Genomic DNA, 15,131 nt, shown 5'->3' with positions numbered 1-15,131 from the left:
ATATACGGCCGGTCCGGGTCGCCTTCGTGAAAGGCTATCGCCACTTCGGTGCCCTGAACCAGCGGGAAGTGGAAACCATATTTGTGCCCGCCATAAGGTTTCGCCAGACGCACCGGCATACTTTCCATACCTTTGCGTTTGTCGTCGCGGTCGGCATCAAACTTTACCCGGTACAGGCCCGAGGCATCCTGCCAGGCGTAGATGTCGTCGGGTTTGGCGCTGGTCACCCGCGCCATCAGGGTGCCACTGACCACCGGGCGAGGCCTCGCCGCCGGGCGCCAGCAGCGGTTCTCAAAGAAAGGCATGGCTGACCACGCCACCTGCAGGGCGTTCTGGCGGCTGGCGGTGTAAACCGTGCTGATAATCACCACGCCGTTTTCTGTTTCCCGGGGCAGTGTGGGTGGCATGGCCGCCTCAGTGATAACCAGAACCTGCGCCGGGCTGAGTGTATGGTCGGTACTGCGGCCCGTTACCCGGGTCTGGTCTGATAAAAAGCGTTCATGCTCCAGGCGCGCCCAGAAGTGGCCGGTTTCAGGCGCCGGGTTAATGTTATCTCCGCGCGCCTGGTGCCGTGGCCGGTGGTGGTAGACATCCCCCCAGGTGACACCCTCGCCGTCGCCCCGGGTCATGTCGGCGGGCTCCGAGAGCAACACCCGTTGTGCTTCACGGTGGTTGTAGTCACCGGCGGTAACCGAGCGCACCGCCACATTCTGCGTAACATGAACATCCCATACCGAGTCTGCGCCATTATCGTTAGCGCCGGACGGGCTGTTTAACGGCAGTTTTTTCCCGAAGAACCAGGCGCCCGGCCTGTCGGCAAAGTTCACCACTTCGGTTTGTGTTTCCGGGTGCAGGGTGAAGAAGTAAAAAATCCCCAGTTCAGCCAGCAGGCGCTCAATAAACGCCAGGTCGTTTTCCTGGTACTGGTTAATCTGTTCACGTTTCGGGTAGTCGTGGCTGAGGATAAACTCATATTCCCAGCCATTCAGGCGGTGCTCCCGCAGGACCTCTGCCACCACTTCCGGCACCGATTTGTTGACGAAAAAGCGGTGAGTACGGAACTGGTTAGCCAGCAGTGCAATAAAAGGTTCCAGTACAATGCTGTACTTCGCTTCATCTGCGGAGCCGCCGGTGCGGGTGAAATGCGTGATAACCCCGTGTACCACTTTGCGGTCTGCCAGGGAAAGCAGGTTGCCTGCGCCCATCGTCAGTGTTGCGGGTTTGGCCAGGAGCTGGCGGGCATCAATGTTTTTGTCGGTACTGGTAAACCTGATGGTGTAGCGGTAAAGCGCGCTCATCGCCTCTTCGCCACGGAAATCTTCCACATCGGTGTCAGCGCTGCAGGAAGGTATGGTGAGGCGGTAGCGGTTCAGGGTGTTGCGGGTGAGCGTGTTGCGCATCCCTGTCAGATTCATGGTGTTAACTCCCTTTATATCGGTAAGGCTGCTCTTGATACAGACCGCCCCACCACCGGGCATGCCTTGCTCCGGGCGTTTCGTTCTGGAAACTATCAGCCATCTCATCTCTCTGTCTGTCACTGTCTGCGTGTCGCACACTACAGTTCTTTACGGATGATAATGGCATAACGATCTATAAATGATGTATTTTACAGATCTTTAATCCATAACTAGAAAATTCTTAAGTTTATTTAACTGAAAAAGGAGGTAAGCAGATGATGCGCAGATATAGCAGAACAGCGAAAAACACCAGCCCCTTACTCTGAATACCCCTTGCCCCGTATTAAAAACCGCCCTGATGAACAGCCCGTTACTCAGTGGGTACCCAACTTTTGTGGTGCCGTTCACCGAAGGCGGTTTGTTGTTTTCGCTGTTACGGCAACACACAACCCTGCCAGGAAACAGCCGTTTCAATATTTACCACACCCTGTTCAGTACGCAGCCAGCGTGGCGCTTTCATTTCTGCGGCAAAGTAATTAATTAACTCCGACAGCAACCCCGTCAGTTGTTGCTCCGTTTCCGGGGGAAGCCCTTGCTGCATCAGAGTTTGTACCAGCGCCATGGCATAGCGGCAGAGCGCAGTACAGTCTGGTGCTAACTGTGGGGAAGTCACCGGGAGAGTGTCCACTGTCAGGCTTTCTACAAGATGTTCCGGCACCGGATCCAACAGCGTGGGCTGTAGCACCGTAAGGCAAGTATTAAGACGCCCAAACAGTGCCATTTTTAACGTGGTGTCGTGGGTTTCTGGCAGCGCGTCTGCAATATTTTCACAGTAGCTCGCCAGCCCGGTAAAATCTGTTATGGCACTCAGGGGAAAGGTAAATAACGGGTGAGTCTGGGTAGTGGTCGTAGCCATAAAGGCATCCTCGATGAGTTGTATTGATACCGCTGCCACTGGAAAGGTCAATTTCACTGGTGGCAGAACCGGGCGGAGTTGACCTTACCGGCCTCATCGACACCGGCGCATCTTACGATGCCCCCGCCCGGCCCGCCATTGAGGTGTAGCCGTGCGCACGACACACAAGAGACGCAACGCGCGCCGTGTGTCGCCGATGAGGAATATCAGGAGGTCAATCCCGGCACCTGATTTTGCAGGTGCCGGGCAAAGATACCGTTGGGCACATGGCATCGCAAGGGGTTTTACCAGATAAGTTAACACACTGGTTTTATTTGGAACCCAGTACGCAAAACTGTCACCAAACCGTCCAATGAACGAACAACCCTCTCATCAGCAATACAAACTACTCAGGCGTTTTCTCTTCATTTTATTGAGCCCGCTACATTATGATGGCAGCAACATTCATCGCACTCGTGGCTTGCCTGCAAGTTTCGGTACTGGTCACATTAACTTGCGATTACCTGGTTGTGCTTATCGCGATTTTCATGCTGATACGGCTCATCAAACCGGGCGGTAAAAGCCTGCACCGCAAGAACTCTTACGGCTGTTTCAGAAAACCGAATAAGCACACCAGTATAACTCGCGTTAATGTGAAGCCGGGCGCAGGACACCAACCAGCCACATCCCTGCCAGCATCGCCACGGCAAACAATACCCCTTTGATATAACCGGCTCCAACCAGAACCAGTGCCGGCCCCGGGCAAATCCCGGCAATCCCCCAGCCCAGGCCAAAAATGGCCGCACCCAGAAACAGGTCTTTATCCAGTGTGCGGCGGGTAGGTAACGAAATCGGCCCACCGCAAATCGCGGTTTTGCGCCGTTTTGCCAGGCTAAAGCCCACAACCCCAACCGCGATGGCGCCGGCCATTACCAGCGCCAGCGAAGGGTCCCATGGGTGAGCCAGGTCGAGAAACCCCTGCACTTTCGCCGGGTTTGCCATGCCACTAACCAGCAGCCCCAGGCCAAATACCAGGCCTGCAATAAACGAAACGATAATCCGCATCACCCTTTACCCCCGTAGCCAGCCCAGTAATGTTGCCGTTGCAAACCCTACCACCATAAATGTGAGCGTGGCGGCCAGCGAACGCGGCGAAAACCGTGATAACCCACAAACCCCATGGCCGCTGGTGCAACCAGAACCTAACCGTGTTCCCACGCCCACCAGTAACCCGGCGATGAGAATAAGCGGAGTGGAGGCTGACAGGCTGATATCCGGCCGGGGGAAAAAACTCAGGTACAGCACCGGTGCGCCAATCAACCCCAGCAGGAATGCAATTCGCCAACCTTCAGCACGCGTTTCTCGCTGCAACATGCCGCCGAGAATGCCACTGATGCCAGCAATACGCCCGCAAAACAGAATCAACACAATTGCCGCCAGGCCAATCAGCAACCCACCACTGAAACTGGCTAACGGCGTAAACTGCGCAAAATTAATCGTCATCTCATGCTCCTCATTCCCCATCCTGCTGGACGGGGCAGTACAGGTCATACAACGTAGTGAGTAGTAATAAAATACGTTTATCTTCAATACGATAAAAAATTTGTTTCCCTTCTCTGCGGGTTTCCACCAGCTTCAGGCGGCGCATAACCCCCAATTGCTGAGAGAGCGTAGGCTGGTGAATTCCCACGGCGGCTTCCAGTTGCGCCACACTGGCTTCCCCCTGGCTTAACTGGCACATCAACAACAGCCGGTCACTGTTTGATAAACCACGCAGCACATCTGCCGCGCCCTGAGCGGCAAGTTTCATTGCGTCATAAAAATCTTGCTGATCATGTTCTGGCATCATTGACATCCAACAATATATGATTTTATATAATATTATTAAGTATAGTGTAGCCTTTCAGGCGCTGTCACGCTTTTTTCTGGTTATACACACCAGACTTAACTTCACCGATGATTCAGATATCGACTGAAGGACAGGCGCACTGCCCACCCAGTAACGGGCAAAAATCAGCTTGCCAGGCAGGCTTAAAGAGAGGATGTGATGAAAATTGTAATCGTTGGTGGTGTTGCCGGTGGCGCTTCTGCTGCAGCCAGAGCAAGACGCCTGAATGAAGAAGCTGAAATTATTGTGCTGGAGCGCGGCGAGTATGTTTCGTTCGCTAACTGCGGCCTGCCTTACCATATTGGTGGGGTCATTCCTGAGCGCCAGTCGCTTATCCTGAAAACACCACAAGATTTCAAAACCAGGTTCAATATTGATGTTCGCGTACGTCATGAAGTGCTCGCCATTGATCCGGAACAGAAATCTGTCACCGTGAAAAACCTCACCACGGGTGAACATTACACCGAAACCTGGGATCGTTTATTGCTGAGTACGGGTGCCGCTCCTGTTGTGCCGCCACTACCAGGGCTGAACGAACCCGGTGTTTTTTCCTTGCGCAGTATCAATGATATGGACGCCATTATCGCCTGGATAAAACAACACGATGTTTCACATGCCACACTGGTGGGCGGTGGTTTTATTGGGCTCGAAGTGATGGAAGCACTGACAGAGCGTGGCATAAGCGTAACGCTACTGGAAATGGGCGACCAGGTAATGGCCCCGGTAGACCCGGAAATGGCCTCGGCCCTTCACCAGGAAATACGTCGCCACGGCGTTGACCTGCGCCTGAAAACCGCACTAAAGCAGGTTACGCGGGATATCGCCGGGTTAAGCGTTGAGCTTTCCTCCGGGGAAAAATTACGCACTGGTATGGTGTTACTGGCAATTGGTGTGAAGCCGGAAAGCCGCCTGGCGGCAGACGCGGGGATTGCCACAGGCGAGCGTGGTGGTATCCGGGTTAATGCGCAAATGCAAACCTCAGTGCCAGGTATCTATGCCGTGGGCGATGCCGTCGAAACCCAGGATCTGGTGTTCCAGTCTCCCACATTAATTCCGCTGGCAGGCCCGGCAAACCGCCAGGGGCGCATCGCTGCAGACAACATGCTGATGAACCGGGGAAGCACTTATCGCGGCAGCCAGGGAACTGCAATCTGCAAAGTCTTCTCGCTGAGTATTGGCAGTTGTGGCGCGAATGAGAAACAACTGGCAGCACGCGGCCGCCGTTATGAAAAGGTGTATGTCCACAGTGCAGATCACGCCAGTTACTACCCAGGAGCGGCAATGATCAGCCTTAAACTGCTGTTTGATCCGCAAGATGGAACGATCCTTGGCGCACAGGCCAGTGGGCAAAACGGCGTCGATAAACGTATTGATGTGCTGGCGGTCGCTCAGCGGGCTGGCATGAAAGTAGCCGACCTTGAGCACCTGGAACTGACCTATGCCCCACCCTTTAACAGTGCGCGCGACGTGGTAAACCAGGCCGGTATGGTGGCAACCAACGTGCTGTCTGGTGACACAGCGATTTGCCATGCCCGTGATATTCAACAGCTTGACCCGGCAACCCAGTGCCTGCTGGATATCCGTAACCCCGGCGAACTGACGCAGTTTGGTGAATACCCCAATGCACTATCAATTCCGCTGGATACATTGCGGGAAAATCTGGGCAGGCTGCCGAAAAACAAAGAGATCCTGATTGGCTGCCAAAGCGGGCTGCGCGGCCATGTTGCGTATCGTATTCTCACCGCACAGGGCTTTCGCGCCCGTAACCTGAGCGGTGGTTTTAAAACCTGGCAGGCCGCGATGCAGGCAACCCCTGTTAACCCTGCATAAATGGCGAAATGGGCAGCCTGTATCTTTCTGGCTGCCCATTTGATCAGTAACCGGCCAGAAAACACTGCCTGCCCGTTCGTTATTACGCCATACTCTCTGCACTAACCGGAGAACAGTTATGGTGACACATTCACTTTCCCGTACCACCCGCTATGCCGCACTGCCTTTACTGGTACTGGCAGTGCTCACTGTAGCGATATTCCTGCATGCTCACTGGGGCGCATTTTTGCAATGGTGCCTGGCTGTGCAAATCTCACTACACCGCTACCTGGTGATGTATTTGCTGCAACTGAATAACCACCAGTATTCAGGCGGGATGTGGCTCTTAGTGGGTTCATTTATGTACGGCGTGTTGCACGCTATTGGCCCGGGGCATGGCAAATTTATTGTCACCACCTGGATTACCACCCACCAGGAAAACACAGCAGTTACGCGCATCATCCCGTTTGTTGGCAGTCTGTTACAGGGTGTCAGCGCGATTCTGTTCGTGTTTATTCTGGCGGTAGGGTTTAACCTGGCCTCAGGTTCACTGAGCCAGAGTCGCTGGTATATTGAGAAAATCAGTGCGGTGTTCATTGGCCTGTTTGGCCTGTGGGTGATTTTCCAGGCACTGAAAAGCCTGCAACCCCGCAAACTAACCATCCGGCGAGTTCAGCCGGTTCCCGGTGAGCCATATAACCATGCGCACCATGAAAACTGTGGCTGCGCACATCACCATATTCCTGCCGTGCCACTGGCTCAGGCAAGCTGGAAAATCCGGCTGGGTGTGATGTTTACTGTCGGTGCCCGCCCTTGCAGTGGTGCCATTATGATCCTGATGTTCGCCAACGCACTGGGGATTGTGACCTGGGGGATTGCCGCAGTCATGACCATGGCGCTGGGGACCGGTTTATCCATTATGGGGCTCTCTCTGGCAGTGCGCTACGCACGGGAGAAAACACTGGCGATGTTTGGCGGCCATACCGCCAACTACCAGTGGCTGTTGCCCTGTATTCGGGTGCTGGGTGGGATCTTACTGGTGTTGTTCGCCACGGTACTGTTTTTAACGGTTATTCCCGTCAGTGCCAATGGCGATTATATTGCTGCCGGATGCTAATGTTGTGGCGGGCCTGAACTGCCCGCCGTATGTTACTTTTGCTTTTGTGACACATTCATCCCGGCATCTGGTGCCAGTCGGCTTCTTTTAACGCTGATTAGGCTCCGAGAACCCGACGCACGCAGGCTTTGAATACATCCACGCCAATATCCAGCGCACTGCGGTCAAAGTGCATATCCGGGTGATGCAAACCGGGCTTCAGGTTGGCACCCAGCCCCCAGAACCCGCCTTTAATGGCCGGGCGTTGTACCAGATAATGGAAGAAATCTTCACTGCCTGGAGTGGTTTTCGGCTCAGTCAGGCCTTCATCGCCCAGTACTTCACGGATGGCCTCACTCACCAGTGCTGTGGCGTCATCGTCGATAACCGCAGCAGGCATCTCTTTGAGGATAGTGGTTGCCACGGTTGCGCCAAAGGCCTGCGCACTGTGAGCAATAGCCCGCTCCACCTGTGCTTTCAGCTCGGCCATGCCTTCATTATCTGCCGAACGCAGATCCCAACAGACCCTGGCCTCAGCAGGAATCGAGTTGGTCACCCCCGCATCACTGAGAAAACGTGTGGCTTTCACGCTGAAAGTCAGTGAAGGTGATAAATGAATCCCATTCACTGCCTGCACGGCATGAGCAGCAGCATCCAGCGCGTTAACCCCTAAGTGTGGGCGCGCAGCATGGGCTGCCTTACCGGTAAATACGGCTTCGATAGTGGAAGACGCAGAGTAGTACATAGCCGGAACCGCCTTGCCCATCGGGCACTCTTCAACCGGCCGTAAATGGAAGCCCAGCAACATATCCACGTCATCCAGCACACCCGCATCAACCAGCGCCAGCGCCCCGGTACCCAGCTCTTCGGCTGGCTGAAACAAAAATTTTAACCGGCCTTTTTTTACCAGCCCTTGCTGAATCACTTCCTGTGCGGTAGTCAGTACCACAGATGAGTGACCATCATGCCCACAGGTGTGGCGCGCAACATGCTGGCCATCAATAATATGGCCCAGTGCGTCCATATCTGCGCGCAATGCCAGAACCGGGCCTGGCTCACCGCTGTCCAGTTCGGCGACAATCCCCGTGGTGCCATTCACATGGCGTGTAACCTGGTAGCCAGCAGCTTCCAGTTTTTCCGCAATGTATGCGGAAGTTTGGTGCTCTTCAAAACCCAGTTCAGGAATTTCATGCAATACCCTGAAGTGTTCAATTGTACGGGACACGTCTTACTCCTTTTCATTATTGCAGGTGCGGGCTGCGATTTTTCCTGGCAGCCCTGAACAACACAGACTCAGGAAAATACACGCATAAACAGCATGGCTATCAATGCATTGGCAATACTGACCACCATTAGCAACGGCCAGTATTTTTTTGGCACGTCAGCCACGCCCAGCAGGCGCCCCATATACTGAAGTTGCGAACCCATCAGGAAGATAGCCGGTGCCAGAATGGTGATTTGCCCGGCATCCAGCGTGCCTTTACTTAACAGGCTGACCGCTACACCTGTCCCTGCCGAAGATGACAACCAGGCCGTTAACAGGACAGTAATCGCCTCGCCTGGCAGCCCAAACAACCCCATCAGTGGCGCGCACACATGGCCTATCATCTGCATTACACCCAGTAAGTTGAGCATTTCGGCAATCACATAGGCCATCAGCACATTTGGCATCAGGTTATTAATAGCAATATTGAAACCTTTGCGCGCGCCAACAACGAAAATATCAAACGGGTTATTGGATACTTTTACTGAGTTACTCATTGGCGAAGTCCTTCTTATAAACGGTATTCAAAGCCAGACGCACTACCGCCGCGCCAACGAATTTCATCACAAACATTAATATCAGCGGAATAATAATGGGTGTGGTTAATGAGGCAAACATGGCTGAGCCAATAGAAAAGTAGTTATTAATCAAGCCAGCACCGGAATATTGCCATGCCCCCATAATCACCACATCTTTACGGGTAATTCTTTCGCTGTCATAAAGTTCTTTACTTAATGCCGCACCCGCATCGGTACTTTGTAAATCCGTGATTAATGCCAGCCCCGTATAACCGGGTAACCCCAACAAAGGTTTCAGTAAAGGGGTAAGTAGTTTATGTGCCGCGCGAATGGCGCCATAGTGAGTGAAAATCTCCAGCAAACCGAGCGCCAGCATAACTGTCGGCACCAGTGACAGCGCAAACAGGAAGCCTGCTTTGGCACTTATGCCACCACTACCAAGAAAGGTATTCGCTTCCGACTTCATGGTGCCGAACTTACCGCCCAGCGTGGTAAAATCAAATGCGCCCAACCAGTTCATCCCGTCCACTTTATAAAAAAAGCCGGAGAAAACCAGCAATACAATAATCAGCGACAGCCAGGCGCCAGGGCCAACTCTCCATTCGCTGTGTGTTTCTCCAGATGGATTTTCCAGGGTTTTATTTTCGCTCATATTAATTTCTCTTCTCAAAGCTCCGGAACGTATTGGATGTTGTGTAAGTTGTGTTTGCAGGCTTTTTATTTAACTCTACCCTGATATAAGCAGGATGTGTGCCTGTTTGGTGTTTTTTAACTATTATTTTTATTTTTTATACGGAAACCTCATGCCAAAGTGTTTATTTTGCATGCAAGATCTCCACTCTTTATTTTATAAAGAGTTCCCTGGTGTTGTAGCAGGTAAAACTTATTATTTTCCGGCAAGTGCCGCTGAACAGAATAACCGAATCCGGATAAACGCCCTGGTTTGGTGCAATTCTGTTTTACTGTTTCATGGCAGCCACCGTTGAACAAAAAAACATCACAAGACCATAAATTCGATTATTACGAAGCCAGACAGGAATATGAATGCCAGTTAATGGATGATATTGTTGCCCTGAAAGCAACAGTCAATCATGAAAGGCCGATATATGTTCCACGAAAAACAGGTGAGTTATCTGTATGAAGTTGGTATTCAGGGTGGAATCCGCCGCGCGGCGGATATTCTTGGCGTGAATCCTTCTGTTATCAGTCGGCAAATTAGTCAGCTCGAACGCCGCCTGCAACTCCCGCTTCTGGAACGTCGCGGCCGTACAGTTATTCTCACTGAAGCCGGGAAATTGCTTGCGGAAGATTATTTTGAAAGCCGCCAGCGCCGGGAAAAGCTGGAAAACCACTTGCGGGATTTGCGCCATATGCGCGGTGGCTCGGTTTCCGTGCGAATTGGTGGCGGGCTGATTAATGTGTTTATTCATGAGGTGATGACCCAGTTTGCCGAGTCCTGGCCGCAGGTGTTTGTTGAAATCAGTGTCGCCAGTATGCAGGAAATGCTGAACGATATTGTTCAGGGTGAAGCAGATATGGCGGTTGCCTTCGGGCCCATTGGCAGCCCGGAGCTGAAGCGCCACAGTTTTCGTTGGGGGCCAATCTGCGCAGTAATGGCACCAGACCATGAGCTGGCCTGCCTTGAGCGGGTTACCATTGAACAACTGGCAGAGCAGCGGTTAATTGCGCTGACTGAAAGCTTTGGCCTGCAGCGCCATATGAATGCCATGTTCCAGAGCAAAGGGCTGACCTTTTCCCCTGCATACCGGTGTAACCTGTTCTCTACCGCCAAAGGAATGAGCCAGGCGGGTTTGGGAATTTCCTTTATGAGCCGCTTTGCCGCCAGTTCACTGATTGAACAAGGCAAACTGGTTGCCATCCCGGTGGATCACCCCATCGCCAGTAGCGCTCAGTGCCATTTGCTGCGCAACTCAGACCGCCGCTTTACCCCGGCCGCCCACCATATGTGGCGTTTATTACTCAATGCTTTTAACGATGCGGAAAGTGCGCTTCCGGCCTGAGACATGGCAATTGTTATTTTTTTGCACCATAACAAAGCATAACGAGATATACCTGTCTTAACAAAAATCAATCCCAGGGGGAGAGTGCTGCTAACAAAAGAATAATAATCAACAAGATAACCACTATGGCACGGTTTGTGCGTAGTCACTTTCAGTTATTCCTGATTACGTAATAACTGGAGCGTGTAATGATAAAAATAACCGTACCGGATGGCGTGTATTACGATGAAATGTTGACGGCAGAGGGAAAGCAACGCCAACACTATGATGGCTGGTGGCAGTGGTTTCAGAATACGGACCAGAATGCCATACGGCAGAAAAAAGAGCAGGCAGAACTGCTGTTCCACCGCATAGGCATTACCTTTAATGTCTACGGTGAAGATGAAGGAACGGAACGGTTAATCCCTTTTGACAGTGTCCCACGCATTATTCCCGCCGATGAATGGAAAAAACTCGACCAGGGCATTCGCCAGCGCGTCAAAGCGCTCAATGCTTTTCTCCATGATATCTACCACGACCAAACCATTCTTAAAGCCGGGTTAATCCCCGCCGAACAAGTGCTGGCCAATGAACAGTTCCAGCCCTGCATGATGGGTATTGACCTGCATAACCATATTTACGCCCACATCACGGGCGTGGACATGGTACGCAACAGCGACGGTAATTATTACGTACTGGAAGACAACCTGCGCACGCCTTCTGGCGTGTCTTACATGCTGGAAAACCGCAAAATGATGATGCGGTTATACCCGGAAATGTTCGCCCGCCAGCATATTGCCCCGGTGGAGCGTTACCCCGGCTACCTGTTACAAACGCTGCGTGAAAGCTCCCCGGTGGATGACCCTTGTGTGGTGGTTATGACGCCCGGGCGGTTTAACAGCGCCTACTTTGAACACAGTTTTCTGGCTCAGCAAATGGGGGTGGAACTGGTTGAAAGCGCCGACCTGTTTATTAAAGCTGGCGCGGTGTATATGCGCACCACGGAAGGGCCGCGCCGGGTGGATGTAATTTACCGCCGTATTGACGATGCCTGGCTTGACCCACTCGCCTTCCGTACCGATTCCATGCTCGGTGTGCCTGGCCTGCTTTCTGTTTACCGGGCAGGCGGCGTGGTGCTGGCCAATGCCATTGGTACCGGTGTGGCAGATGATAAATCTATCTACCCTTATGTGCCGGAGATGATCCGCTTTTACCTCGGTGAACAACCGATTCTCAACAACATTCCCACCTGGCAATGCCGCAAACCCGAAGACCTGAAATTCGTGCTCAATAACCTCGACCAGATGGTGGTCAAAGAAGTCCACGGTGCTGGCGGCTACGGTATGTTAGTGGGCCCCAGGGCAACACGCAGTGAAGTGGAAGCTTTCCGCGAGCGCCTGCTGGCAAACCCGGCGAATTATATCGGCCAGGAAACTCTTGCGCTGTCCACCTGCCCTACCTTTGTGGACGATGGCCTGGCACCACGCCATATCGACTTACGCCCCTTTGTGCTGTCCGGGCAGGAAACCCGCCTGGTGCCTGGTGGATTAACCCGCGTAGCGCTAACGGAAGGATCACTGGTGGTGAACTCGTCTCAGGGCGGGGGAACCAAAGACACCTGGGTAATGGAGGACGATGAATCATGCTAAGCCGCACAGCCAGTGAACTGTTCTGGATGGCCCGTTACCTGGAGCGGGCAGAAAGTTTCGCCCGGGTACTGGACGTTACTTACAAACTCTCCATGATGCCGCGTCACAGCCAGCAACAGCGGGATTTGGCGTTACCCCTGAACCTGTCGTGGACCCACGACCTGTTTCAGGCACGTTACGCCCGTTTTTCTATGGATAACCTGTTGAATTTCTTTGCGATGGACAGCAACAACCCCAGCAGTATTTGCAGTTGTGTCGAACTGGCATGGAACAATGCGCACGCGGTAAGAGGCAGCCTGTCGGCAGAAGTGTGGGAATGTATTAACACCACTCGTATCCAGTTGAAAAAACTGCGTAAGCAGGGTGTGGAAAGCATTGGCGCCGATGCCTTTTTTGACTGGGTAAAAGACCGCGCTCACCTGTTTCGTGGCGCGATCTTTGGTACGTTGCTGCGTAACGATGCCTTGTGTTTTATTCGCATTGGCACCCTTATCGAACGCGCCCAGGCGACCACACAGTTACTGTTAGTGAAAGACCAGCAAATCAGTAACGACCCGGATTCCGTGCGCGAATATTACCGGCTCGATACCCTGTTACGCGCGGTCAGTGCCCGGGAAGCCTATAACAGTTTATATCGCCAGCCAGTCACTCGCGAAACCGTGGCGGAATTACTGATTTTGCGCAACGACGTGCCGCGTTCACTGCGGGCATGTATTGAAGATATTGTCGGCCAGCTTGAACTGGTGGCGAACCAGCATTCGCAACAACCCCTGCGCATAGCACACCAGTTAAATGTCGATTTGCGGTTCAGCACGCTGGAGGATTTAGTCAAAGCAGATATGCAAAGTTACCTGACAGGCCTGTTAACCCGGATCAACGCCCTTGCAGACAGTATTCACCACACTTATCTGGAGACGGTATGAAGCTCACCATTAATCACCTGACCCGCTATAGCTACGATGAAGAAGTGAAATTCAGTACCCAGTATTTGCGCCTGACACCGCAAGACTCCGGCCACCAGCATATTCGCGACTGGACGCTCACCTTTCCGGACTGTGCCAGTGTGACCACCACAGATACCTGGGGCAATGTGCTGCATGTCCTCACTTTGGATAATCCCCACAAAGAGATAGTGATTCATGCTCAGGGGATAGTCGATATTGCCGATAACGAAGAGAGCAATGAAACCGATGAAGAACCCACGCTGGTTTCTCCACTGGTATTCCTGCGCAGTACGCCACTGACTCAGGCGAATGATGCTATTCGCGCCTTTGCCAGCCACTATTTTCAGCCCGAAGCGCCAGTGGGGAGTTTGACTACACTAATGGCGGCACTACGGGAGAGAATGCCCTATTCACCGGGGGCAACCCAGGTGCAGGACAGTGCGGCAGAAGCCTTCGACAGAGGGATGGGCGTGTGCCAGGATCACAGCCATGTGTTTCTTGCCTGTTGCCGTAGCCTGCAAATCCCGGCACGCTATGTCAGCGGTTATGTGTACAGTAAAGACACCCACCATGTGGCGATGCATGCCTGGGCGGAAGTGTGGCTGGATAACCGATGGTTGGCCTTTGATATCACCAATAATACCCGCAGCCTGGCGCAACATCTGAAGCTGGCTGTCGGTCTGGACTACCTGGATGCCTGCCCGGTGCGCGGCAGCCGTCTGGGCGGTGGCGCAGAGGTTATGTTTTCTGAGGCTGAAGTACGCCAGTTTTCCCAGCAGGCGCAACAACAGCAATAAATAGTACGAGAGTATTCCATGACCTACTGTGTGGCCATGTGCCTGTCTGACGGGCTGGTATTCGCTTCTGACTCCCGCACCAATGCGGGAGTAGACCATATTGCAACGTTTAAAAAATTACATGTGTTCAGCCGGCATGCTGACCGGGTGCTGGTGTTGCAGTCTGCCGGTAATCTGGCAACCACACAGAGCGTTATCAGCCTGTTGTCTGCGCGGATTCAGGCAGAGCAGGAGCCCAACCTGATGCAGGCGCATTCCATGTATGATGCCGCCACATTGGTTGGGCAAACATTGCAGGAAGTGGTCCAGCGCGACAGCCGTGCACAGCAAAACGGCAGCACAGTTAATTTTGGCTGTAACTTGTTGTTAGGCGGGCAGATCCACGGCGAACCCCATCGCCTGTTTCATATCTACCCGGAAGGTAATTTTATTGAAGCGACCCAGGACACACCTTATTTCCAGATTGGCGAAAGCAAGTACGGCAAACCGATTATTGACCGGGTGCTGCGCCAGGATACACCGCTGGAACAGGCAATGTGCTGTGCGCTGGTGTCGATAGATTCTACGCTGCGCAGTAACCTTTCGGTGGGCATGCCGCTGGATGTCATGCTTTACCGTGCCAATAGTTTTGATGCCAGTGGGCAACGGCGTATCACCGAGGATGATCCCTGGTTTTCCACTATACGCAAAGCCTGGTCGGAAGGGTTGCAAAACACCTTCCGCCAGTTACCGCCATTTGCACTTTAAGTAAGCCGCGCCTTCAAAGGCGCGCGAGGCTGATGACAAACCTCATGCCAGCACAGTGCCAGCGGATGTGACCCAATAAAAAACCAGGAAAATCAATTCATTGATTTTCGCCCGCTAACTAAAAAGA

General features: G+C 53.0%; 15 protein-coding genes. 7 read left to right on the top strand and 8 right to left on the bottom strand.

All coding sequences use genetic code 11. The features are described 5' to 3' along the window. The 5 genes from A9B99_RS08730 to A9B99_RS08710 form a co-directional block, all read right to left on the bottom strand. Positions 1 to 1,415, bottom strand: a 1,415-nt coding sequence (locus A9B99_RS08730; RefSeq protein ID WP_156519024.1) for a type VI secretion system Vgr family protein, incomplete at its 3' end; no start/stop codon positions are given. A gap of 415 nt (positions 1,416 to 1,830) precedes the next feature. Further along, on the bottom strand, positions 1,831 to 2,313 hold the full coding sequence (locus A9B99_RS08725) for a hypothetical protein (RefSeq protein ID WP_064596684.1): 483 nt from the start codon (positions 2,311 to 2,313) through the stop codon (positions 1,831 to 1,833). A 627-nt stretch (positions 2,314 to 2,940) separates the two neighbouring features. Further along, positions 2,941 to 3,357 carry a DUF6691 family protein gene (locus A9B99_RS08720; protein ID WP_064596682.1) on the bottom strand — a complete coding sequence of 139 codons (417 nt, stop codon included), beginning with the start codon at positions 3,355 to 3,357 and terminating at the stop codon, positions 2,941 to 2,943. A gap of 6 nt (positions 3,358 to 3,363) precedes the next feature. After that, positions 3,364 to 3,795 (bottom strand): YeeE/YedE family protein, encoded by a 432-nt coding sequence (locus A9B99_RS08715; RefSeq protein ID WP_064596679.1) that lies wholly within the window; start codon positions 3,793 to 3,795, stop codon positions 3,364 to 3,366. Positions 3,796 to 3,805: 10 nt separating this feature from the next. Further along, positions 3,806 to 4,138 carry an ArsR/SmtB family transcription factor gene (locus A9B99_RS08710; protein ID WP_064596677.1) on the bottom strand — a complete coding sequence of 111 codons (333 nt, stop codon included), beginning with the start codon at positions 4,136 to 4,138 and terminating at the stop codon, positions 3,806 to 3,808. A 201-nt stretch (positions 4,139 to 4,339) separates the two neighbouring features. On the opposite strand from A9B99_RS08710, the gene A9B99_RS08705 reads away from it, so the two are divergent. Together A9B99_RS08705 and A9B99_RS08700 are read left to right on the top strand one after the other, a co-directional pair. Beyond that, on the top strand, positions 4,340 to 6,010 hold the full coding sequence (locus tag A9B99_RS08705; RefSeq protein WP_064596675.1) for an FAD-dependent oxidoreductase: 1,671 nt from the start codon (positions 4,340 to 4,342) through the stop codon (positions 6,008 to 6,010). 118 nt (positions 6,011 to 6,128) lie between these two features. Further along, positions 6,129 to 7,106, top strand: coding sequence for a nickel/cobalt transporter (locus A9B99_RS08700; protein WP_064596673.1), 978 nt, complete (start codon positions 6,129 to 6,131; stop codon positions 7,104 to 7,106). A 97-nt stretch (positions 7,107 to 7,203) separates the two neighbouring features. On the opposite strand, the gene A9B99_RS08695 is transcribed toward A9B99_RS08700, so the two are convergent. The 3 genes from A9B99_RS08695 to A9B99_RS08685 form a co-directional block, all read right to left on the bottom strand. Beyond that, on the bottom strand, positions 7,204 to 8,310 hold the full coding sequence (locus A9B99_RS08695) for a M20 peptidase aminoacylase family protein (RefSeq protein WP_064596671.1): 1,107 nt from the start codon (positions 8,308 to 8,310) through the stop codon (positions 7,204 to 7,206). A 68-nt stretch (positions 8,311 to 8,378) separates the two neighbouring features. Next, complete coding sequence (locus A9B99_RS08690; protein ID WP_064596669.1) at positions 8,379 to 8,846, bottom strand: YjiG family protein; 468 nt, start codon at positions 8,844 to 8,846, stop codon at positions 8,379 to 8,381. Further along, the gene (locus A9B99_RS08685) at positions 8,839 to 9,519 is read right to left on the bottom strand and encodes a nucleoside recognition domain-containing protein (RefSeq protein WP_064596667.1); all 681 of its coding nucleotides are present in this window, start codon (positions 9,517 to 9,519) and stop codon (positions 8,839 to 8,841) included. The genes A9B99_RS08690 and A9B99_RS08685 overlap by 8 nt, the downstream gene beginning before the upstream one ends. 454 nt (positions 9,520 to 9,973) lie before the next feature. Here A9B99_RS08685 and A9B99_RS08675 point away from each other — a divergent pair, with 454 nt between their 5' ends. The 5 genes from A9B99_RS08675 to A9B99_RS08655 all read left to right on the top strand — a co-directional run bounded on the left by A9B99_RS08675 (position 9,974) and on the right by A9B99_RS08655 (position 15,004). Beyond that, on the top strand, positions 9,974 to 10,888 hold the full coding sequence (locus tag A9B99_RS08675; protein WP_064596662.1) for a LysR family transcriptional regulator: 915 nt from the start codon (positions 9,974 to 9,976) through the stop codon (positions 10,886 to 10,888). Positions 10,889 to 11,076: 188 nt separating this feature from the next. After that, entirely contained in the window at positions 11,077 to 12,516 is a 1,440-nt protein-coding gene (locus tag A9B99_RS08670) for a circularly permuted type 2 ATP-grasp protein (RefSeq protein ID WP_064596661.1), read from the top strand. Beyond that, on the top strand, positions 12,510 to 13,439 hold the full coding sequence (locus A9B99_RS08665; protein WP_064596659.1) for an alpha-E domain-containing protein: 930 nt from the start codon (positions 12,510 to 12,512) through the stop codon (positions 13,437 to 13,439). Before A9B99_RS08670 ends, A9B99_RS08665 begins: the two co-directional genes overlap by 7 nt. Next, entirely contained in the window at positions 13,436 to 14,257 is an 822-nt protein-coding gene (locus A9B99_RS08660; RefSeq protein WP_064596657.1) for a transglutaminase family protein, read from the top strand. Before A9B99_RS08665 ends, A9B99_RS08660 begins: the two co-directional genes overlap by 4 nt. Positions 14,258 to 14,275: 18 nt before the next feature. Then, positions 14,276 to 15,004 carry a proteasome-type protease gene (locus A9B99_RS08655; RefSeq protein ID WP_064596655.1) on the top strand — a complete coding sequence of 243 codons (729 nt, stop codon included), beginning with the start codon at positions 14,276 to 14,278 and terminating at the stop codon, positions 15,002 to 15,004. Positions 15,005 to 15,131 lie beyond the last annotated feature (127 nt).

The sequence above is a fragment of the Mangrovibacter phragmitis genome, assembly GCF_001655675.1.
Lineage (GTDB): Bacteria > Pseudomonadota > Gammaproteobacteria > Enterobacterales > Enterobacteriaceae > Mangrovibacter > Mangrovibacter phragmitis.
The sequence above is the reverse complement of the archived record's forward strand: the minus strand, read 5'-3'. Positions and strand labels throughout refer to the sequence as shown.

Excerpts from the sequence above, each read along its gene's own strand:
- A9B99_RS08655 (WP_064596655.1), top strand. The coding sequence starts at position 14,276 with ATGACCTACTGTGTGGCCATGTGCCTGTCTGACGGGCTGGTATTCGCT.
- A9B99_RS08725 (WP_064596684.1), bottom strand. The coding sequence starts at position 2,313 with ATGGCTACGACCACTACCCAGACTCACCCGTTATTTACCTTTCCCCTG.
- A9B99_RS08660 (WP_064596657.1), top strand. The coding sequence starts at position 13,436 with ATGAAGCTCACCATTAATCACCTGACCCGCTATAGCTACGATGAAGAA.
- A9B99_RS08715 (WP_064596679.1), bottom strand. The coding sequence starts at position 3,795 with ATGACGATTAATTTTGCGCAGTTTACGCCGTTAGCCAGTTTCAGTGGT.
- A9B99_RS08710 (WP_064596677.1), bottom strand. The coding sequence starts at position 4,138 with ATGCCAGAACATGATCAGCAAGATTTTTATGACGCAATGAAACTTGCC.
- A9B99_RS08705 (WP_064596675.1), top strand. The coding sequence starts at position 4,340 with ATGAAAATTGTAATCGTTGGTGGTGTTGCCGGTGGCGCTTCTGCTGCA.
- A9B99_RS08720 (WP_064596682.1), bottom strand. The coding sequence starts at position 3,357 with ATGCGGATTATCGTTTCGTTTATTGCAGGCCTGGTATTTGGCCTGGGG.
- A9B99_RS08685 (WP_064596667.1), bottom strand. The coding sequence starts at position 9,519 with ATGAGCGAAAATAAAACCCTGGAAAATCCATCTGGAGAAACACACAGC.
- A9B99_RS08675 (WP_064596662.1), top strand. The coding sequence starts at position 9,974 with ATGTTCCACGAAAAACAGGTGAGTTATCTGTATGAAGTTGGTATTCAG.
- A9B99_RS08670 (WP_064596661.1), top strand. The coding sequence starts at position 11,077 with ATGATAAAAATAACCGTACCGGATGGCGTGTATTACGATGAAATGTTG.
- A9B99_RS08700 (WP_064596673.1), top strand. The coding sequence starts at position 6,129 with ATGGTGACACATTCACTTTCCCGTACCACCCGCTATGCCGCACTGCCT.
- A9B99_RS08690 (WP_064596669.1), bottom strand. The coding sequence starts at position 8,846 with ATGAGTAACTCAGTAAAAGTATCCAATAACCCGTTTGATATTTTCGTT.
- A9B99_RS08665 (WP_064596659.1), top strand. The coding sequence starts at position 12,510 with ATGCTAAGCCGCACAGCCAGTGAACTGTTCTGGATGGCCCGTTACCTG.